The sequence below is a fragment of the Naasia sp. SYSU D00948 genome, from assembly GCF_017916515.1.
In the GTDB taxonomy this organism is placed as follows: domain Bacteria; phylum Actinomycetota; class Actinomycetes; order Actinomycetales; family Microbacteriaceae; genus Naasia.
Window position 1 is genome coordinate 2630774 of the sequence record NZ_JAFMTA010000001.1, and the last position, 19377, is coordinate 2650150.

16 protein-coding genes and 4 tRNA genes are annotated in these 19377 nt (G+C 70.0%); 12 read left to right on the forward strand and 8 right to left on the reverse strand.

Annotation, left to right across the window (positions count from 1 at the left end; genetic code table 11):
- Positions 1 to 20 precede the first annotated feature (20 nt).
- From J3P30_RS12310 to J3P30_RS12320, 3 genes are all read left to right on the forward strand, one after another.
- Complete coding sequence (locus J3P30_RS12310; RefSeq protein WP_210481311.1) at positions 21 to 1322, forward strand: ammonium transporter; 1302 nt, start codon at positions 21 to 23, stop codon at positions 1320 to 1322.
- 99 nt (positions 1323 to 1421) lie between these two features.
- The gene (locus J3P30_RS12315; protein WP_210481312.1) at positions 1422 to 1613 is read left to right on the forward strand and encodes a hypothetical protein; all 192 of its coding nucleotides are present in this window, start codon (positions 1422 to 1424) and stop codon (positions 1611 to 1613) included.
- 134 nt (positions 1614 to 1747) lie between these two features.
- Positions 1748 to 2860 carry an AI-2E family transporter gene (locus J3P30_RS12320; RefSeq protein ID WP_210481313.1) on the forward strand — a complete coding sequence of 371 codons (1113 nt, stop codon included), beginning with the start codon at positions 1748 to 1750 and terminating at the stop codon, positions 2858 to 2860.
- 4 nt (positions 2861 to 2864) lie between these two features.
- On the opposite strand, the gene J3P30_RS12325 is transcribed toward J3P30_RS12320, so the two are convergent.
- Entirely contained in the window at positions 2865 to 3182 is a 318-nt protein-coding gene (locus J3P30_RS12325) for a hypothetical protein (RefSeq protein WP_210481314.1), read from the reverse strand.
- Between the two features lie 299 nt (positions 3183 to 3481).
- Here J3P30_RS12325 and J3P30_RS12330 point away from each other — a divergent pair, with 299 nt between their 5' ends.
- Positions 3482 to 3829, forward strand: coding sequence for a hypothetical protein (locus J3P30_RS12330; RefSeq protein ID WP_210481315.1), 348 nt, complete (start codon positions 3482 to 3484; stop codon positions 3827 to 3829).
- Between the two features lie 22 nt (positions 3830 to 3851).
- On the opposite strand, the gene J3P30_RS12335 is transcribed toward J3P30_RS12330, so the two are convergent.
- Positions 3852 to 3927 (reverse strand) — tRNA-Val (locus J3P30_RS12335).
- Positions 3928 to 4077: 150 nt separating this feature from the next.
- Here J3P30_RS12335 and J3P30_RS12340 point away from each other — a divergent pair.
- The 3 genes from J3P30_RS12340 (at position 4078) to J3P30_RS12350 (ending at position 4353) form a co-directional block, all read left to right on the forward strand.
- Positions 4078 to 4149 (forward strand) — tRNA-Gly (locus J3P30_RS12340).
- A gap of 30 nt (positions 4150 to 4179) precedes the next feature.
- A tRNA-Cys gene (locus tag J3P30_RS12345) sits at positions 4180 to 4250 on the forward strand.
- A 28-nt stretch (positions 4251 to 4278) separates the two neighbouring features.
- Positions 4279 to 4353, forward strand: a tRNA-Val gene (locus tag J3P30_RS12350).
- A gap of 100 nt (positions 4354 to 4453) precedes the next feature.
- On the opposite strand, the gene J3P30_RS12355 is transcribed toward J3P30_RS12350, so the two are convergent.
- The gene (locus J3P30_RS12355; protein WP_210481316.1) at positions 4454 to 7099 is read right to left on the reverse strand and encodes a DUF4062 domain-containing protein; all 2646 of its coding nucleotides are present in this window, start codon (positions 7097 to 7099) and stop codon (positions 4454 to 4456) included.
- 514 nt (positions 7100 to 7613) lie between these two features.
- On the opposite strand from J3P30_RS12355, the gene J3P30_RS12360 reads away from it, so the two are divergent.
- Positions 7614 to 8351, forward strand: a complete 738-nt coding sequence (locus J3P30_RS12360) for a pentapeptide repeat-containing protein (protein WP_210481317.1) — start codon at positions 7614 to 7616, stop codon at positions 8349 to 8351.
- Between the two features lie 1073 nt (positions 8352 to 9424).
- Here the strand turns inward: J3P30_RS12360 and J3P30_RS12365 are convergent.
- Positions 9425 to 10981, reverse strand: a complete 1557-nt coding sequence (locus J3P30_RS12365; RefSeq protein ID WP_210481318.1) for a polysaccharide deacetylase family protein — start codon at positions 10979 to 10981, stop codon at positions 9425 to 9427.
- Positions 10982 to 11090: 109 nt separating this feature from the next.
- Entirely contained in the window at positions 11091 to 11672 is a 582-nt protein-coding gene (locus J3P30_RS12370; protein WP_210481319.1) for an Hsp20/alpha crystallin family protein, read from the reverse strand.
- Positions 11673 to 11877: 205 nt separating this feature from the next.
- On the opposite strand from J3P30_RS12370, the gene J3P30_RS12375 reads away from it, so the two are divergent.
- Positions 11878 to 13533, forward strand: coding sequence for an AarF/ABC1/UbiB kinase family protein (locus J3P30_RS12375; protein WP_210481320.1), 1656 nt, complete (start codon positions 11878 to 11880; stop codon positions 13531 to 13533).
- 52 nt (positions 13534 to 13585) lie between these two features.
- On the opposite strand, the gene J3P30_RS12380 is transcribed toward J3P30_RS12375, so the two are convergent.
- Entirely contained in the window at positions 13586 to 15130 is a 1545-nt protein-coding gene (locus J3P30_RS12380) for a polysaccharide deacetylase family protein (protein ID WP_210481321.1), read from the reverse strand.
- Between the two features lie 230 nt (positions 15131 to 15360).
- On the opposite strand from J3P30_RS12380, the gene J3P30_RS12385 reads away from it, so the two are divergent.
- Positions 15361 to 15660 carry a hypothetical protein gene (locus J3P30_RS12385; RefSeq protein WP_210481322.1) on the forward strand — a complete coding sequence of 100 codons (300 nt, stop codon included), beginning with the start codon at positions 15361 to 15363 and terminating at the stop codon, positions 15658 to 15660.
- A 182-nt stretch (positions 15661 to 15842) separates the two neighbouring features.
- Complete coding sequence (locus J3P30_RS12390) at positions 15843 to 17165, forward strand: extracellular solute-binding protein (RefSeq protein WP_210481323.1); 1323 nt, start codon at positions 15843 to 15845, stop codon at positions 17163 to 17165.
- 47 nt (positions 17166 to 17212) lie between these two features.
- Here J3P30_RS12390 and J3P30_RS12395 read toward each other — a convergent pair whose 3' ends face one another.
- On the reverse strand, positions 17213 to 17710 hold the full coding sequence (locus J3P30_RS12395; RefSeq protein ID WP_210481324.1) for a hypothetical protein: 498 nt from the start codon (positions 17708 to 17710) through the stop codon (positions 17213 to 17215).
- Between the two features lie 211 nt (positions 17711 to 17921).
- Here J3P30_RS12395 and J3P30_RS12400 point away from each other — a divergent pair, with 211 nt between their 5' ends.
- Entirely contained in the window at positions 17922 to 18512 is a 591-nt protein-coding gene (locus J3P30_RS12400) for a GIY-YIG nuclease family protein (protein WP_210481325.1), read from the forward strand.
- Between the two features lie 3 nt (positions 18513 to 18515).
- Here J3P30_RS12400 and J3P30_RS12405 read toward each other — a convergent pair whose 3' ends face one another.
- The gene (locus J3P30_RS12405) at positions 18516 to 19340 is read right to left on the reverse strand and encodes a zinc-ribbon domain-containing protein (protein ID WP_210481326.1); all 825 of its coding nucleotides are present in this window, start codon (positions 19338 to 19340) and stop codon (positions 18516 to 18518) included.
- Between the last annotated feature and the right edge of the window lie 37 nt (positions 19341 to 19377).

Here is a 19377-nt window from a genome sequence, read left to right on the forward strand (position 1 = left end):
AGAAACAAGAGAGGTAGCAGATGGATCAGGGCAACACCGCCTTCGTACTCATTGCGGCGGCACTCGTGCTGCTGATGACCCCTGGGCTGGCGTTCTTCTACGGCGGCCTGGTCAAGGCCAAGAGCGTCGTCAGCATGATGATGATGAGCTTCGGCGCGATCGGCCTGATCGGAGTGCTCTGGGTCCTCTACGGCTATGCGATCGCCTTCAGCAACGCCGGCACCGACAGCTTCTTCGGCATCGACGGCTCGTTCGGCATCGACTGGGCGAACCTCGGCCTGAACGGGCTGCTCGCGGACGCCAGCGAGCCGGCGGGCAACTTCCCGGTCCTCGCCTTCGCCGGCTTCCAGGCGACCTTCGCGATCCTCACGGTGGCCCTGATCTCCGGCGCCATCGCCGACCGGGCCCGCTTCGGCGCCTGGATGATCTTCGCCGGCATCTGGGCGACCGTCGTCTACTTCCCCGTCGCCAACTGGGTGTTCAACTTCACCCTCGGTGAGGAGGGCCTGGTCGACGGCGGCTGGATCGTCTACGGCCTGCAGCAGGTCTTCGGCGTCGGCGTCATCGACTTCGCCGGTGGAACCGCGGTCCACATCAACGCCGGCGCCGCGGCCCTCGCCCTCGCCCTCGTCCTCGGCAAGCGCGTCGGCTTCGCCAAGGGCATCAACCGCCCGCACAACGTGCCGTTCGTCCTCCTCGGTGCCGGCCTCCTGTGGTTCGGCTGGTTCGGCTTCAACGCCGGCTCCGAGGTCGCCGCCGACGGCATCGCCGCGCTCGCCTGGATCAACACGCTCGCCGCTCCCGCCGCCGCCCTGCTCGGCTGGCTCGTCGTCGAGAAGATCAAGGACGGCAAGGCCACCTCGGTCGGCGCCGCGTCCGGCGCGGTGGCGGGTCTCGTCGCGATCACCCCGGCCTGCGCCTCGCTGACGCCGTTCTGGGCGATCATCCTCGGTGTCGTCGCCGGTGTCGTCTGCGCCCTCGCGATCGACCTCAAGTGGCGCCTCGGCTTCGACGACAGCCTCGACGTCGTGGGCATCCACCTCGTCGGCGGCATCATCGGAACCCTCTACCTGGGCTTCTTCGCGAACAACACCGGCCTCATCTACTCCGGCTCGTTCGCGCAGCTCGCCGCCCAGGCGGTCGGTGCCTTCTCGGTCCTCATCTACTCCTTCGTCCTGGCCTTCCTGATCGGCTTCGCGATCGAGAAGACGATGGGCTTCCGGGTCAAGAACGAGGACGAGCTGGCCGGCATCGACACGGTCGTGCACGGCGAGGAGGCCTACCTCCTCGACGAGCGCGAGCCGGCCTCGGTCCGCATCTGACAGGTCCAATCAGGAGGGGCGTCGCCGGAAGGCGGCGCCCCTTCGCTGTCTGCCCGAGAGCGGAGGCGACGGCGCTAGCCTGACGACAGGAGGTGCCAGGTGACGGACGAGGACTTCGAGCGGAAGCGCCGCGATCAGCTGACGAGCGCGCCGGGGGACAAGCCGAGCCGCGAGGGCTCGGACGCCGAGACCTCCGCCGCGCCTCGGGTCGAGGTCACGGAGACCGAGGACGGCTTCACCCGCGTCGAGGTCGCGGACACCGCAGCGGTTCGGCCCGGCACCCCGGACTGACGCTCCGGCCCGGCCCCCGCCTTGCAACCATCCGGCCGTGCTGCACCGGCGTGCCGATGCACGGCGACCGCATGGATGCGTGTCCAGGTCAAGGCGTAGAGCGGGGGAGGGGGCCTCCGAATAGGGTCCCCCTCATGGGCATCCAGCGGAACCCTGACCCGAGCCGACTCCTTCCCATGCTGACCGACCGGCTGGGGCGGGTCGCTCTGCGGAGCGGCCAGATCCTGCTCGTGCTGATCCTCACCGTCGCCGTGATCTGGGGTCTGCTCCAGCTCAAGGTCGTGGTCATCCCGGTCCTTCTCGCGATCATCCTGGGTGCCGCCTTCGCCCCCGTCGTCGGCTGGCTCGTGCGGCATGGCGTGCCGAGGACGCTCGCGGCGTGGATCACGCTGCTCGGCACCCTGTTCCTGCTCGCGCTGCTGCTGACGCTCGTCGGGTACGCGGTGCAGCGTCAGTGGAGGACTCTCGTGACCTCCGCCTCCGAGGGCTTCGCCGAGCTGCAGCAGCTGCTCGCCGACTTGAACGTCCCGATCGACGCGGAGCAGCTCGGGAACTTCCGCGAGCAGCTGGTCGACTACGTCACCAGCGCCGAGTTCGGCTCACGGGCGCTCGGCGGCGTCTCGGTGGTCACCGAGGTCGTCGCCGGGATGTTCCTGCTCATCGTCGTGCTGTTCTTCTTCCTGAAGGACGGCGAGAAGATCTGGCGGTTCTTCCTCCGCCCGCTCAACCCCGTGCGGGAGGCGCGCGGAGAGCGGATCGGGCAGACGGGCCTGCGGGTGCTCGGCGGCTACGTCCGGGGCACGGCCATCGTGGCGCTGGTGGACGCGGTGGCGATCGGCGCCGCCCTGTTCATCATGCAGGTGCCCCTCGCGCTGCCGCTCACGGTCATCGTGTTCCTCGGCGCGTTCATCCCGATCGTCGGCGCCACGGTGGCCGGCATCCTCGCCGCGCTCGTGGCCCTCATCGCGAACGGCCCGGTCGTCGCCCTCATCGTGGTCGGGGTCGTGATCGCCGTGAACCAGCTGGAGGGCGACCTGCTCCAGCCGCTCGTCATGGGGCAGTCGCTGAAGCTCCACCCGCTCGTGATCCTGCTCGCCCTGACCGCGGGCACCATCCTCGGCGGCATCATCGGCGCGATCCTGTCGGTGCCGATCGCCGCGGTCGCCTGGGCGATCGTCAAGGTGTGGGACGAACCGCAGAACGTGCCGGATACCGAGGCGATCGGGCCGGAGTCGCCCGGGGCGTAGCGCCCTAGACGGCGTGCGGGACGCCGGCCCTGCGGCGCCGGTAGGAGGACAGGTAGGTGACCCGGCCGGGCTGCCGGGAGGCGCTCTCGGCGAGCTTGTCGAACGCCGCCTCGAGGCTCGGCGCCATCCAGTAGCTCACCGGGTCGCCGAGCTCCACCACCTCGAACCCGCCGGGGGTCCGGGCGACGAAGCCGATGACGGAGCGGCCGTCGTCCGCCGGGAGGCGATCGTCACTGATGCGCCACTCCCGGTCGGACAGCTGGACCGCGGTGAGGGAACCGCGGGCGATGGTCGGGCGGAGGAGGGAATCGGGCTGGGACATCGCCGTCCTGTCGGGGGAAGGGAAGCGCGGACCAGGGCCGCCCCCGTCGAGCTCGCACCCCTGCGAGGTCGTACCCCTACAGCAAGCATTCGGGAGGGACGTCCGGTACGGATGGGACCAAGGTCCCACGTGGACCTCCCGTGCGCATCGCGGATACTGCACGCCGGCGGGACCGCCGGCCCAGATGCCGCTCCGGTCGTGTCGAGCACGGCTTTCCGCCCCTGGTGGTCCCCGGAACGCCGGCGTAACCTCCGCGGTGGCGCTCACGGCGCCTCTTCGATGGAGAAGGGAGCAGGATCATGCTTCGGAAGTCGGTCCTGGCGGCAGGTGCGGCCGTCATCGTCGGGTCCTCACTCGCGGCAGCCTCGCCGACCACGGCGGCCGTGCGTTCGGGGACCTGCCCCGCGAGCATGGAGCTGGTGACGGTGGAGGAGGCGGCCCACATGGTGGACCTCCGGGCGATCCCCGGGCCGGACCCGATCGGGTTCCTCATCGACGCGATCAGCGAGAACGACGACCTCAACGACGACCAGCTGGTCTGCGTCGCCTACAAGCAGACCACCAACAGGGGCCAGGACAAGAAGTTCGGCGCCGAGGACTATCTGCCGCTCGCCGTGATGGACAACAAGGTGGCGAGCATGCGCTGAGTTCGCAGGCGGACGGACGTCGTGGTGGGCGATACCAGACTCGAACTGATGACCTCTTCCGTGTGAAGGAAGCGCGCTACCAACTGCGCCAATCGCCCGTGCCCGACAATCTTGCCATACCCCGAGGGGTGGCCGAGCCATCCCGTCGGCCCACCGCTCGGGGCGTCGTCGCACAGCGCGCGGCGGTTTGGCGAGCGGCGGCGGCATCGGTTAGAGTCGTCAGGCGGCCGTTGAGGCGGACGCGAAATGCGGATGTGGCGCAGTGGTAGCGCATCACCTTGCCAAGGTGAGGGTCGCGAGTTCGAATCTCGTCATCCGCTCGAGTGGGACTTCTTTCGAGATCCACGTACGGTGGAGTGGCCGAGAGGCGAGGCAGCGGCCTGCAAAGCCGTATACGCGGGTTCGAATCCCGTCTCCACCTCGGCCGCGGAGCCTGATCCGCAAGACCTGGGCGATTGGCGCAGCGGTAGCGCGCTTCCCTGACACGGAAGAGGTCACTGGTTCGAACCCAGTATCGCCCACCACCGAAAGCCCCTGAGAGATCAGGGGCTTTCTTCCTCTGCCGCCTCAGCGGCGCGACGGCCACCGCGATCGCCAGCGCCGCGAGCGCGCCGGCTGGCTGGTTCAGCGGCCGTTCGAGGACCTCAGCACGTCCAGTGCTACAGCGATCGCCTCGTCGACCGGTAGTCGGTATCCACGCCGACGCGCATTCTCGAAGTCCTCGGCCTGGGCTCCGGCGAGAAAGCGCTCCGCCATGGCGCGGTGGTTGGGGTCCTCGACAGAAGGTGCCATCCCGATCCGCTCTCGCGCTGCTTCAGCCGCGCCGAGCAGCAGGCCGCAGCGTTCGCCCTCGTCGCGAAGGGTCGTCGCTGCGAACGCCCCCTCCAGCCCCCAGACGATGCCGACCTGATCATCGATGCGGAGGGAGATGCTCAACACCCGGTCGAAAAGCCTCTCGGCCGCTTCGACATCGCCCGTCTGAACGCTGCACCAGCCGAGGAAGACGTAGGCCAGCGTCTCCGAGATGGCGTCCTCGAGCTCTTGGGCTACAGCCAGCGAAGCCTCGAATCGCTCGACAGCCGAAGGGATGTCCTGCTTCACCATCAGGACCAGGCCCTCGGCGGACAGGCGCTGACAGTCGCCCCACGGGCTTCCGGACGCCGAGAATCCCGCATCAGCGCAGGCGAGAGCCGCCCATGCCCCATCCTCGTCTGGTGGGACCAGAAGGCTGCAGGCGAAGGTGAGGTGCACGGAGACCCATGCCATGTCGAAGCTTCTGCCCAGTTCGTCGAAGAGCTGCGCGCTTCGATGGAGGCTGTCGATGATCGCCGGCGTCGCCTCCTCCCAGAAGAGGCGGAAGTTCGGATAGGCGAGGGCGACCGCCCTGGCGAACGGGGGCAGTTCGTCGCCCGCCGCGAGCAGCTCGGCGGACCAGCCGAGGGCCTCCCCGGTCGTTCCCGTCAGGACCCAGAGCAGCCAGGGTGCCCAGATCAGCTCCGCCGCCTCGTTCCACCTGTGCGCGTCGAGCAGGTATCGCTCCGCGAGGCGGAGGTTGTCGAGCTCGGCCGTGAGTCGGGCCCGGGCCGTCTTCTGGCGCACGTCCCGAAGGCTCATGCTCGTCGTGGTACCCCATCGCTGGTAGAACTCGGCGTGGCGGGCGCGGACGTGGAGAAGGTCCCCGTGCTCCTGCAGTCGGTCGAGCGCGTACTCCCGGACCGTGGCGAGCAGCTGGAAGTAGGTGCGGCCCTCGCGCTCGTGCTGGCGCACGAGGCTCGCATCGACGAGCCCTTCGAGGAGCTCGAGGACCTCGAACGGCTCCTGCTCTGCGACGGCCTCGACCGCCTCCAGCGAGAACCGTCCGGCGAAGACGCCCAATCGCCACAGCAGCTCCTGCTGCGGGGGACTCAGCAGCCGCGTGCTCCACTCGATGGTGTCGCGGACCGTCTGCTGGCGCGCCGGTGCGTCCCGTCTCCCGCCCACGAGCACCGGCAGCTGCCGATCCAGCCGCTCGAGCAGGGTCGGCGGCGTGAGGAGCCGGGTCCGCGATGCGGCGAGCTCGATCGCGAGAGGCAGTCCCTCCAATGTCGCGACGATGGACTCGGCAGCTCGGACGTTCTCCTCGGAGGCGTCCAGGTCCGGCTTCACCGATCGGGCCCGCTCGAAGAACAGCTCGACCGACGGGGCGAGCCGCCGCTCGGCGTTCTGAGAAGCGCCGGTCGCGACCGGGAGCTCGAGTGGCGGCACGCTGTAGCCGTGCTCCCCGTCGACTCTCAGGAGGACGCGGCTTGTGACGATCACCTTGAGCCAGGCGACGCTCTCCAGCAGGTTGGAGACGAGGGGAGCGGCCGGGAGGACCTGCTCGAAGTTGTCGAGGACGAGGAGCACCGGTCGTCCTCGGAACGCGAGCGTGAGCCGCTGCTCGAGGGGGGCGTCGCCGGTGTCCACGATCCCGAGCGCCCTCCCGATGGCCGGCACGACCAGCGCTGGATCCTCGACGGCGGCCAGCGGGACGAAGACGACGTCCTCGTCCCGCGTACGGCCTACGGTTCGTGCCGCTTCGATCGCCAGCCGGGTCTTGCCGACACCTCCGGGCCCCGTGAGGGTGACGAGCCGAACATCGGGGGACGAGAGCAGCTCCGTGACGCGTGCGATGTCCTGCTCCCGCCCGAGCAGCCGAGACAGGGGTGCGGGGAGGGAGTCCCGTCGCGTGCCGAGGCCGCCCGCCCCGGCCCTGATCGCCTCCGCCTCCCCGGGAGGATCGGCGCGGGGAGCGCGGCTGTCGTCGAAGCGTTCCGCCAGGAGCACGGCGAGATCGCTCACGAGCAGACGGCCCAGTTCTCTGGCGTCGGTGAAGGGCTTGTACGACGCGGTGTCGTCGGCGCGGATGCGGCCGAGGAGCGTGACGAGGGCGGGATCGCGTCCGGCGTCGGACGCCTTGACGTAGATGAGCTTCGGCATCGTCGTCGGTGCGAGGTTGTACTCGTCCTCTAATCCGGAGACGCTCTCGCCTGGCGCGACCCAGCCGTACTTCTCCCAATAGATGCCCACGAAGATGTCGCTCTGCTCCAGGTAGGCCCGGTACAGCGAGCGTGGCGGATGGGGGCGGGCCCCGAGCTCGAACATCACCGGCGCAGCGGAGAGGCGCTCGATCGCGCGTCTCGCGGCCTTGCGCTCGGGTGCCAGCTCCTGGAGGGTCGAGCTGACGAACACCCGGAGCCGTTGATCCGGCGTGCGGATCCGCTGATTGGCGCTCGCCTCCGCGGTGCTCATGCGTCCTGCTCGGGGGCACGACTCGACGAGGAGGCTGCAGTCGAGCTCATCCGCGCACGCTATTGCTTCCATAGCCGGGCAGTCCAGGGGCCGAGGGCCGGCAGGCAGGCCTGGGCACGTCTGCAGCCGCAGAACTGCATGGCGGGTGCATGGACTTCCACAGCCGGCCGCGGCGGGGGCCCCTGTCCCCGGGCGCCCGGAATCCGATGTGCTCCGTGCGTTATGACCCGTCGCGTCTGCCCGCCGTTCGAGGCTCACGTCCCTACCCTGTCGCCGGCAGCCGGGACTCCGATCCCGACCAACGTCGGCGAAGTTCTCCATATCGAGAACAGGTCTGTTCGGGACGACGGTGGTAGACCTGCTTCGGTGACGGGGCTAGCATCCCGCCATGTCGGCCGCGAGACGCCGCGGTGTCCTTTCGAACGGGGGTGTGGACCCTCTCGCAACGCCAATCGTTGGAGAGGGGCAGTCCAAATTCTGGCGTGACCCTCCATGGTGGTTCCGTGACCTTCTCGTGGCGCTGCTGGTGGGGGCGGCGATCTCGGTCCCGACCACCCTGATGCAGAAAGTGTTGGACGACCAAAGATCGGAACGGGAACTCCGGATCGCGAATCTGCAGTTTGTGCGGGAGCATGCAACTGCCGATTCCGATCGACCGCGGCCCTTCGCCGGGCTGGATCTGCGCGGACAGGAGTTGAGCGGGCTGCAACTACGGGGCGCGGACTTCAGCAGGGCTGACCTGACTGACGCGGACTTCTATGGGAGCGACCTGCGGCATGCCCGGTTCGACTCCGCCGTCCTTGTCGGCGCCAATTTCATCGGTGCTGACCTTACAGGGGCGTCCTTCGGTGGCACCGATCTGCGAGGCGCCCTATTAGCGCAAGCCACGCTCGACGACGCCTTCTTTGGTCGAAGCAGTTTCGGGCGAGCGGACTTTCTCGGAAGTTCCATGATCGGGACGAGGTTCCTCGGAACACCAGAGCTTGGAAGCGACTACGAAGTGATCACGTTGCGAGATACGACGGTGGTCGGAGCGGAATTCGACGAGGTGGTCGTGATGATCGACGGAGGCCGCTTGTGGGGGAGCAGCTTCATCGACTCGTCGGTCCGCGCTGTCGGGAAAGAGCTGCCGGATGTTGAGGCAGTGTGCTATCGGCGCGACACATTGGTAGAACGCCCTTTGAACTTCCCCGACTCCGTGTGCCCGCCCCCTCCCATTGAGGAATTCGAGCAACGCCTTCGCAAGGAGTAGAGACTGCAAGTGCCTTGGCCGCGGGCGTTGCTAACCGGCCCGACTCTCAAGGACGAATCGAACCTGCGGCCGAGATGCACTTCTACGCGGATCCCGAGCCGTCGCCCTCCCCCCACGCCGGCGAGAAGGGTGAGGGCGTTCCACCCGGCCCCGATCTGAGAATGGCCGGCCCAGCCGCCCGTTCCGTTGCCCGCGTACTCCCAGAGCGTCCCGTCCGGGCTTGCGGCCAGGACTTCGGGGTAGCCGTCGCCCGAGAAGTTTCAGGCGCGCCCCCAGATTTGGGGAGGGACGGAGTAACAGTTCAGAAGCCCCTTCTCCCCCCGGGTTAGGGCTACTACTTGCTGTGCTATTGGGTGCAGACGCCCAACTCTGCTTCGGACGGCGATTTGAGACGAGCCCTAACGATCGCGATGGAGGACGACGAGCTGCGGCGATGGGTGCCGAAGGACCCCGAACTCATCAGAGTGCGGTCGGAGCGCTGGTTCCGAGAGGTCGTCCATGGCGACGGTGCCTCCTAACTTCTCGGAGGGCGTGGTCGGGACGGAGTGCTGCCGCGCCCGCTCGTTTCCCAGGGCGACCGAATCGCTTCCCCCGCGCGGGGGCGGAACCATCGAGGTCGATTTGCATCCCCATACGCGTCGGCAGTCAGGAGAACGACCATGGCTGTGACAGCAGCCTCAGAGTCGTTTCAGGTGGATCGACCAGCTCAGCGTGCTCCTGATTCTGAACCTGGTCTGCGAGGTGGATTGTGCTTCCATGACTGCGCCTCCGACCTAACGCTGTGACTGATCACGGCATTGCGGGCGGACCGCGTCGCTGCGGGCTGGCCGGGCTGGACCGCGATCAGTCACACCAAATCTGTCAGTCAGAGTGCGACGGGGGCGACGATCGGGTGGCGCTACCCAGGCTCCGCCCGGCGATGTACGAGCTTCCGCGAGTCGGCTTCCCTTCCACAGCGGTCGATTTCCTGGCCCCAGCCGGGGGCCTCAGCGTTGCCCGACGAAGGCCCCTCATTGCACAGGCAACCGAAGTCCGTCCGGCCACACGGCGAAGGTGCCTGCTCCGCCGTCGCGTCACCCCACCCCGGCGAGAAGGGTGAGGGCGTTCCACCCGCCCCCGATCTGGAACTGGCCGGCCCATCCGCCCGTTCCGTTGCCCGCGTACTCCCAGAGCGTCCCGTCCGGGCGTGCCGCCAGGACGTCGGGGTAGCCGTCGCCGGAGAAGTCGCCGGCGGAGAGGACATCGGTGAAGTTCTGCCAGCCGGCGCCCACCTGCTGCTGCGACCGCCAGCCCCCGAAGCCGTTGCCGGAGAAGAGCATCAGCGCGCCGCTCGCGGTCACCCCGAGGACATCGGGGTACCCGTCGCCGTCGAAGTCCCCGGCGCCCAGGATGTGCCGGTAGCCGGTGAACCCGGCGCCGATCTGCTGGGGAGCGGCCCAGGTGCCGTTGCCGGCGCCCGGGTACAGCCACAGCGTGCCGTCCGAGGCTCGGAGGCCGATGGTGTCCGAGATCCCATCGCTCGTGAAGTCGCCCGGCGAGAAGATCGTGGAGAAGATGTTCCATCCCGTCCCGACCTGCCGGTTGCTCGCCCATCCGCCGGCGCCGTTGGTCGAGTACATCCACAGGGAGCCGTCGGAGCTCTTGCGGTACAGCAGTGCCGGATGGCCGTTGCCCGAGAAGTTCACGGCGAAGTACATGGCATCGGCGATCTGCCATCCGCTGCCGACCAGTGGCTGGCCCAGCCAGCCGCCGGCTCCGTTGCCGAGGTAGGCCCAGAGGGAGCCGTCGGGGCGGGTGGCCAGGACGTCGCCGAGCTGGTCGCCGTTGAAGTCGGTGTTGAAGCCGCGCAGGCCGCTGCCGCCGTCCATGCCGACGAAGACATACCCGTTGGCGCGGTACCACTCGATGATCCGCGGCAGCGCCGCCACGGTGTTCGCCCGGAACCGGGTGACCTGGGAGTCCGGCTCGTGGCTGGCCTTCGCGTCGTGCATCAGCACGATGGGGTGGGCCTGTCCGCCGACGTTCGTGGCGCGGCTGACGATCGCGTCCACGGCGGCCTGCGAGAAGTACGGGGGCTGCTGCCAGTCGAGGGTGTCGATGCTCCACAGCACGGCCGACGTGCCGGTGTGCTGCATCGTCGCCAGGACGTTGTCCGTGAAGCCGCCCGGAGGCCGGAAGTAGCACGTCGTCTGACCGGTCAGGGCGATGTCCTGAGCCGCCGTCCGGTAGATCTGATCGACGAGGTAGGGAACGGTCCAACCGCCCGGGACCTGGGACGGGTAGTTGTGGTCCCACGTGTGGTTGCCGAGAACGTGCCCGTCCGACGCGATCTGCCGGGTCATGCCGGGATAGGTCGCGTCGTGGGCGCCCGTGTCGAAGAACGTGGCCCGGACGTTGTACTGCCGCAGGATCTTCAGGATCTGCGGCAGGAACGGACCGGGCCCGTCGTCGAAGGTGAGCGCAACGGTGCGGGGAGCGGTCGCGGGGGCGCTCGAGAGGAAGCCGGTCGCCGGTGGCGGGCACACCTGTGCCGCGGCCGGGGAGGGATTCACCACCGTGAGGCCGGTCAGCGCGACGGTCAGGGTCGCGGTGCCGACGAGCAGGCGGTGCACGAGCCGACGTGGGTCCACGGTGACCTCCTTGCCGCCGCGTCAGCGCGACGACCCGTGCCCAATCTGGCCCTGCCACCGGCACTTGGCAAGGACTTTGTGCTCGGATCCGGCGACGCGCCGTTGCGGGTCACCCGCCGGTGCCGCCCCCGTGGGCGTCGGGCACCGGAGGTGCGCCCGTCCCGGTGCCGGGCGAGGACTCCGCGCTGTCCGTACCGCCCGACGCAGCGGCCGCCCCGGACGCGGCAGCCGCGCCGGACCCTGCGGTCGCGCCGGCGCCTGCGGAGGCCGTGCCGCCGAGCGGGATCCGCGTCGGCGACGGCATCTCGCGGAACGGCACGGTCACCTTGAGCACGCCGTTCTCGAAGCGCGCCTCGATGGCGCTCTCGTCGGCCTGCTCGGGCAGAGCGACCCTCCGGTAGAAGCTCGTGCTGCTCTCGCGGACGATGTACTTCTTCTTCTTGTCCTCCTCGCGCTCGTGCCGCTCGGCCTGGATCACGAGCACGTTCTTGTCGAGGTCCACCGAGATGTCCTGCTCCTCGAAGTCCCCGAGGTGCGCCTCCACGACGAGGCGCCTGTCCTCCTCGGTGTACACGTCGGTGGTCGGCAGCTTGAGCGCTCGGACGGAGCCCATGATCCCGTCCTCGAAGAACTGTCGCCCGACCCCCATCAGGCCGTCGAAGGGATTCAGCCTCGTCAGGTTGCGTACCATCGTTCGTCTCCTCGTCTCAGCGCCGGCGGTCGGCTACCAGTAGGCAACCGCCCGTCCACCGTGGGGGTCAAGGGCCTTCGTTCACTGTCCTGCAGGCGGGGCCGCAGCACGCAGAACCGGCGCGCCCGTGCCTCGGCTGCCGTCCGTCGTTGCCGCACCGCTGATCCGCCCAGGATGATGAGGGCATGCGGGAAAGCAGCGGCGCGTGAGAGGCCACGGGGACCGTTACCGCCAGATCGCGGAGATCCTCGCGCGCCACAGTCTCGGCTTCCTCCTCGCCGTGTCCGGCCTCGATCGCCGCTTCCCCGCCCTCGGCTTGCGAGCAGGATCCCAGGACGGGCAGCGGCGGCACACCGACCCCGAGCACCTGCGTCTCGCCCTCGAGGAGCTGGGGCCCACGTTCATCAAGCTGGGCCAGATCCTCTCGACCCGCCCGGAGCTCCTTCCTCCCCAGTACATCGAGGAGCTGGCGAAGCTCCAGGACTCCGCTCCCCAGGTCCCCGGCGACGTCGTGCGGGAGCTGCTGGCCGACGAGCTCGGCCGTCCTCCCGAGGAGGTGTTCGCTTTCTTCGACCTCACCCCCCTCGCCAGCGCGTCGATCGGGCAGGCGCACGCCGCCCGGCTCGACGACGGGACGGAGGTGGTCGTGAAGGTGCGTCGGCCCGGCGTGCTCGAGCAGATCGAGCAGGACCTCGAGATCATGCAGACTCTCGCCAAGCGGGCGGACCGCGCCTGGCGCATGGCGGCGGACTACGACCTCCCGGGCATCGTCGCGGAGTTCGCCGAGAATCTCCGGGCGGAGCTCGACTACGTGCGGGAAGGGCGGAACGCCGAGCGCTTCGCCCGGAACTTCGAGGACGAGCCCGACCTGCACATCCCCAAGGTGTTCTGGGAGACGAGCACGGCGCGCGTGCTCACCCTGGAGCGGATCCGGGGCATCAGCGTCAACGACGTCGCCGCTCTGCGGGCGGCGGGGGTGCAGCCCCGGCGCATCGCCGAGCGGGCCGCGGAGCTCGCGGCGGAGATGGTCTTCGAGGACGGCTTCTTCCACGCCGACCCGCACCCCGGCAACCTCTTCATCGAGGCGGACCAGCGCATCGGGCTCATCGACTTCGGGATGGTGGGCGAGCTCGACGACGAGCTGCGCGACCGCCTCGCGATCGTGCTCCTCGCGCTCGTCCGGCAGGATCCCCGACGGCTCGCGACCGCGCTCCTGCGGCTGGCGGTCGTTCCCCGCTCACCCGACCCGACCGCGCTCGCGGCCGACCTCGTCCCCGTCATCGAGCTGTACCGCGGGCGGTCGATCGGCGAGGTGTCCGTGGGGAGGCTGACCCTCGAGGTGCTCACGGTGCTCCGGCGGCACCGCCTCCGCCTTCCCCCTCAGGTCGCGCTCCTGGTCAAGATGGTCACCACCGTCGAGGGAATCGGGGTCCAGCTCGACCCGGACTTCCAGCTCGGCGCCGTGCTGGGCCCCTACGCACGACGGCTCGCGGCTCAGCGACTCTCCGTCCGCTCGCTGATGCGGCGGGTGACCGGAGCCCGGGCCGAGCTGATCGACGTCGTGGCCGACCTCCCCGAGCAGATGCGGCGGGTCCGGGAGATCCTCGACTCGGGTGGGCTCGATGTGCACCTCCGAGCCGAGGAGCTGGAGCCCCTCGTGGGCCGGATGGAGCGCGTCGGGCAGCGGCTGGTGGTGGCCGTGATCGCGAGCGCGCTGGTCCGGGGGATCGGGCAGCTGATCGCCGCCAACCCATCGCGGTGGCACTCCTGGCAGGGACCGCTGATGGGGGCCGGGATGGGGATGCTCGCCACCATGAGCACGTACCTCGCCTGGACCGCCCGCCGCCGCCGGGGGCGCTGACGCCGACTCTCAGCACTCGGAATCGCGACCGGATGCGACGGAACCCGGCCGTTCAGCCGACGCCGGTGACGAGGGTGAGGGCGTTCCAGCCGGTGCCGATGAGGTACTGACCGGCCCAGCCGCCGGTGCCGTTCCCGGCGTACTCCCACAGCGTGCCGTCGGGACGCGCCGCCAGGACGTCCGGGTAGCCGTCGCCCGAGAAGTCGCCCGCGGAGAAGACCTGGGTGAAGTTCTGCCAGCCGGCGCCGACCTGCCGCTGCGACCGCCAGCCCCCGAATCCGTTGCCGGAGAACAGCACCAGCGCGCCGCCCGCGGTCACTCCGAAGACATCCCGGTACCCGTCGCCGTCGAAGTCGCCGGCTTCCAGGATGTGCCGGTAGCCGGTGAACCCGGCGCCGACCTGCTGGGGGGCGAAGAACCGCCCGTTGCCGGCGCCCGCGTAGAGCCAGAGGGTGCCGTCGGACCGCCGGAGGGCCATGACATCGGAGACCCCGTCGCTCGTGAAGTCGCCCGGCGAGAAGATGGTCGAGAAGATGTCCCAGCCGGTGCCGATCTGCTGGTTGCCGGCCCATCCGCCCGCGCCGTTGGTCGAGTACATCCACAAGGAGCCGTCGGCGCTCTTGCGGTAGAGCAGTGCCGGATGGCCGTTGCCCGAGAAGTTCACGCCGAAGAACATGCTGTCGGCGATCTGCCATCCGCTGCCCACGAGCGGCTGACCCATCCAGCCGCCGGCACCGTTGCCGAGGTAGGCCCACAGGGTGCCGTCGGGGCGCGTGGCGAGAACGTCGCCGAGCTGGTCGCCGCTGAAATCCGTGTTGAAGCCGCGCAGGCCGCTGCCGCCGTCCATTCCCACGAACACGTACCCGTTGGCGCGGTACCACTCGATGATCCGCGGCAGCGCCGCGACCGTGTTCCCCCGGTACGCCGGGGCGTCGTGGAGAAGGATGACCGGGTGCGCCTGACCGCCGATGTTGGTGGCACGGGACACGATCGCGTCGACCGCCGCCTGCGAGTAGTAGCCGGGCTGCTGGTAGTCCATGGTGTCGACGCTCCACAGCACGGCTGAGGTGCCCGTTCGCGGCATCGCGGCCAGGACGTTGGTCGTGTAGCCGCCGGGCGGCCGGAAGTAGCACGAGGTCTGTCCGGTCAGCTCGATGTGCTGTGCGGACGTCCGGTAGATCTGGTCGACGAGGTACGACACCGTCCAGCCGCCCCGCACCGCCGATGGGTAGGCGTGGTCCCACGAGTGGTTCGCGAGGAGGTGCCCGTCCGACACGATGGCGCGGGTCATGCCGGGATAGCGGGCGTCCTGGCGGCCCACGTCGAAGAACGTCGCGCGGACGTTGTACTGCCGCAGGATCTTCAGGATCTGCGGCAGGAAGGGACCCGGCCCGTCGTCGAGGGTGAGCGCGACAGTCCGGGGGGAGGTCGCGGGCGCGGTCCGAATGAAGTCCGTCGCCGGCGGAGGGCAGGACTGGGCGGACGCCGGGGATGCGCCCACGGCGACGAGTCCGGTCGCCGCGATGCCGAGAGCGGCAGCGCTGGCGAGCAGACGGTGGACGAGCCGAGTCGGGCGCACGGTGACCTCCTTGGGCACGCCACGTCAGTGTGGCGACCCGAGCCCAACCTGGCCCTTCACCAGCCCCTTTGGCAAGGACTTTGGACTGGGAGGCCGCAGATCGGTCGTTCTGCTCGCCGTTGCCGACAGCCTGTTATCCCTGTTCTTCCGCCACCTCCGGTCCGGGTCCTTCCACCGGTCCGCGTGGCGTCGGCCCGATGTCGGTGGCTGCCGTCACACTGCTTCCGAGAGCAGGCGACGAGGCCACGATGAACGATCTGAACCAGATGACGACGCAGGTCCTGCAGGACTGGTGGGAGCGCTACGTCTGCCCCTCCTGCTTGTCCAAGCACCGGGACGCTGCAGGCATCTGCGGCAACCCGTGGCACTCCGTTCCCGCGGTCACGTACGAGTGCGCGGGCTCGGCGTTCTCGCCGCTGAGCATTCCCGTCACCGAGCTGCAGCAGGTGGGACCGCTGGGTGCGCCCACCGTGGCGAAGTACGGTCTCGTCTGGACGCCCGCGGCGATCGGCCGGCGACCGGAGCGGAAGACGCTCGGCTTCGTGTAGCGCCCTAGCCGCAGGTGTCAGGAGACCAGTTCCCACGATCCTGCGCTCCCGTGCCCACCGTAGGGAACTCGGCCCGAACCTCTGACGCGCATCCGACGCGCGCCTGTTGACACCGAATCGGCCCCGGTCTAGCTTCGCGCCAGACAATCGAATCAGGCGGGAAGCCAAGAGGTGGGGCCGACGTGGAGGCACTTCGCAGCCGGCAGCTGCGGTCCCGCGTCCGGCGCCGTCGCCGGTCCCTCTGCACTGCGGCCGCGGGCGCGGTCGCAGCCCTGAGTCTCACCGCCTGCGGCGTCCTCCCTGGCACAGGGGAAGCGCGTGAGCTGAGCACGCTCAGCTCACAGGCGCTCGTCGACCTCAGCCCCATCGCGGAGTCCTTCAACCAGTGGGGGCCGGATCACCTGCTGCTCGAGACGATGGCCGACGATCTGCTGCACGAGCGCATCCGGGAGGAGCTGGCCGCCGAGTCGACCTCGTTCGATGTGGTCGCCGTCGAGGGGAGCTGGCTCGCCGAGTTCGGGGAGCACCTGACGCCGCTGGACCGGCTCTACACCCCCGAGGTGCGCGAGGACCTGCTTCCCGGCGCCCTCGAGGAGGCGGAGGTGGACGGGGACTTCGTCGGCATGCCCGTCTCGGTGGACTCCGACGTCCTCTACTACCGCACGGACCTCTTCGAGGACGGGTCGGAGCAGGCCGCGTTCGAGGAGCGCTACGGCTACCCCCTGTCGCCTCCGGGGAACTGGGAGCAGTACCGCGATGTGGCCGAGTTCTTCACCCGGGACATCGACGGCGACGGCCAGCTCGACCTCTACGGCACGGACCTCAAAGGGGGCGTCGAGACCGACTGGCTCGCGGCGGTGTCCCAGGCCGGTGCCGCGGCCCTGGTGGTCGACGGGAACGGCGTCGTGGTGAACGACGCCGCACATGTGGCCGCCCTCGACTTCTATGCGGGCCTCCGGCGGTTCGCGCCGCCGTTCGCCCCGACCCTGGACGCGGCCGGCGCGCGCATCCTGTTCCTCCAGGGCTCCCTCGCCATGATGCGCTTCTCGGGCTCCGCCTATCCGGACATGCCGCAGAACTCGCCGGTGACCGGCAAGGTGGGGGTCGCACCGATGATCGCCGGTCCCGGAGGCGTCGCGGGCGTCCCGCGGAGCGTGTACCTCGCGGTGCCGGAGGGATCACGCAACCGGGGGACCGGCATCGACTTCCTGCGGCACGCGTTCGAGCACGACGGTCTCCTCGTCGGCGCCCCGCCCCGCCTGCCTGCGCGGATCTCGGTGGTCGAGGCCTACGCGGACCGGGAGGGGTTCGAGCACTATGCCGCTCTGCTCACGACCCTGAGCTCGCCGGCGAGCCGGGCGGCGCCGGCGATCCCGCGGTGGCGGCAGATCGCCGACACCGTCCTTCTCCCGGTGATCCAGAGCGCGCTCGAGGGGAACCGGGACACGCAGGCCCTGCTCGACCAGGCGAAGGCGCAGATCGAGGCGATCCTCGCGCAGCCCTGACCGGCACCGTCGGGTGTCCCTGGCCGGCCCGCGGGGGCTCGTCCGGCTCAGGCGAGCGCCGCACAGAGGTCCGTGCTCGTCCCCGAGGTCCGCTGCAGCGTGAAGACTCCGGCAGCGTCGATCGTGAACTCGATGCGACCCGCGTACAGCGTCGTCGTCGGACCGGCGGGGACGTCCGTCGGGAACAGGATCAGCACGACGTGCCCGGAGGCCACGACGGTCTGGGTGCCGTCGGGGTGATACGTCACCCGCTGCGCTGCCCCACGGAATGCGAGGACCAGGGACTCGCCGGTTTCGGCGTTGATGAAGGTCAGGTCGTCGCCCCGGCCGGTGACGAGCGTCCTCACGATGTTCCCGTCCTCGTCGAAGAAGTCGCGGGTCCGAGCATTCCCGCCCTCGATCTCGACGGTGACGGCGAACTCGCAGGCGACTCCCGCCGGGAAGTCGACGACGACGTCCTGCGCTCGAGCAGGAGCGGCGCCTCCGGCGACGAGTGCGGCGGCGAGGGCGACCGTCGTGGCGGCCGTCCTGGCTCTGTGGTTCATGGATGCCTCCTCCTTCGGATGGACGCGGCCAGTGAAGACCTGCCGGTCGCGGGGGTCCCAGGGCCGATGGTCCCGCTCCGGCCCGTTCGCCGACGCTCGCGAGGCGTGCGCCGCGGCTCGGGATCCGCCGGCTGGGCGGTGTCGGATGGAGCCCGTACGATCAGGACGGCGGGAGGCCGGACCCGCTCCTCGACCAAGGAGCCCGAACGCCATGCCCTCTTCCTCGGAGCCCGCGATACCCGCCGGCCGAGCCGGGCGGTCCTGCGTCGCCGACTCGTGCGGGCGGACGGTCCCGGCCGACGGCCCGCTCGGTCTGTGCGACGTGCACCTCGCGATCGCGGCCGCCTGGGTGGAGGAGACCGACGGTCGGACGGACCTGCTGCCGTCGCCGTGCCGGCTCTGCGGCTCCCGGCTCGGCGTGCGCTATCCGTCGGGCTGGCTCTGCGCGATCTGCGAGTGGCGGGTGGGCGACACGGTCGACGAGGAGCTCCCGCCTCCGCGGGTCGACGTCGTCTATTACCTCCGGTACGAGGACCGCGTGAAGATCGGGACGTCCGCCAACCCGCGCCAGCGGCTCTCGCGCATCCGCCACCAGGAGCTGCTCGCCTTCGAGCGAGGGGGCCGTTCGATCGAGCAGCGACGCCATGCGCAGTTCGCGGAGGACCGCTACACCCCGGCCTCGGAGTGGTTCCGGCTGTCGCCTGTGATCCTCCGTCATCTCGAGGTGCTGGGCGCCGGCGCCCAGGACCCGTGGGAGCTGCACGCGCGATGGGTCAGCGAGGCTCTCGCCCTGCGCGGGTAGCGGTCAGCGCGCGTAGGCGTCGACGAGCAGTGGACCGCGGATCGCCCGGAGCTCGTCGAGGATCGCGTCGCAGGTCCGGCGGGTGATCCCGGACAGCTGGAGGTCGTGCGGGCCGAGCTTCTCCAGGCGGCCGGTGCGGATCCGCATGACCTCCCAGCCGGCCGACCGGAGGGCGCGGTCCTTCCGCCTATCGGCGTCCTCCCGCTGGCCCACGTGCTCGAGGCCGTGCCGCCCCGTGCTGTCGTACTCGATCGCGACACGCAGCTCGGGAAGCAGGATGTCCGGCCACACCTCCAGGTGGTCGAAGAAGGGCCGGCGCACCCGGACCGCGTTCAGCCCGGGGGTGAAGGCGAGCCGATCGGCGAGGTCGCTGCGCAGCCGCGCCTCGACCGCGGACGCCGGCTTCGGCGCGCACTCGCTGAGGAACGGCTCGCCCACGGGGAGGTCGGGCGTGCGCGGGCACAGGTCCAGGCGCCGCCGCTCGGGCGGGACCGCCGGAGCCTGTGCGGGGCGAACCGACCGGGGACGCGCCGCCGCGAGGCAGTCGGGGCACCACACCGAGCGGCGCCGCTCCCGCCCGGGCCGGTTCCGCTGCTCGTCGGGGGTCGCCACGAAGATGTGGCCGGCGTCGCACTGCCACTGGAGCAGCACCTCGGCGGCCGGCGGGATCTGGCTCAGCACGATCCCGCCGTTGAGCTCCGGGTGGTACTGCCGGATCAGGACGGGGAACGGCGCCCACGCCTCCCGGTACGTGCCGACCGCGTAGGGCACGTCGACGCCGCGGGAGAACTGCCGCCTCGCCCACCACGCGCCGACCGGTTCCGCCATGCCGGAACCGTAACCCCAGCCACCCACACGTCCGGGG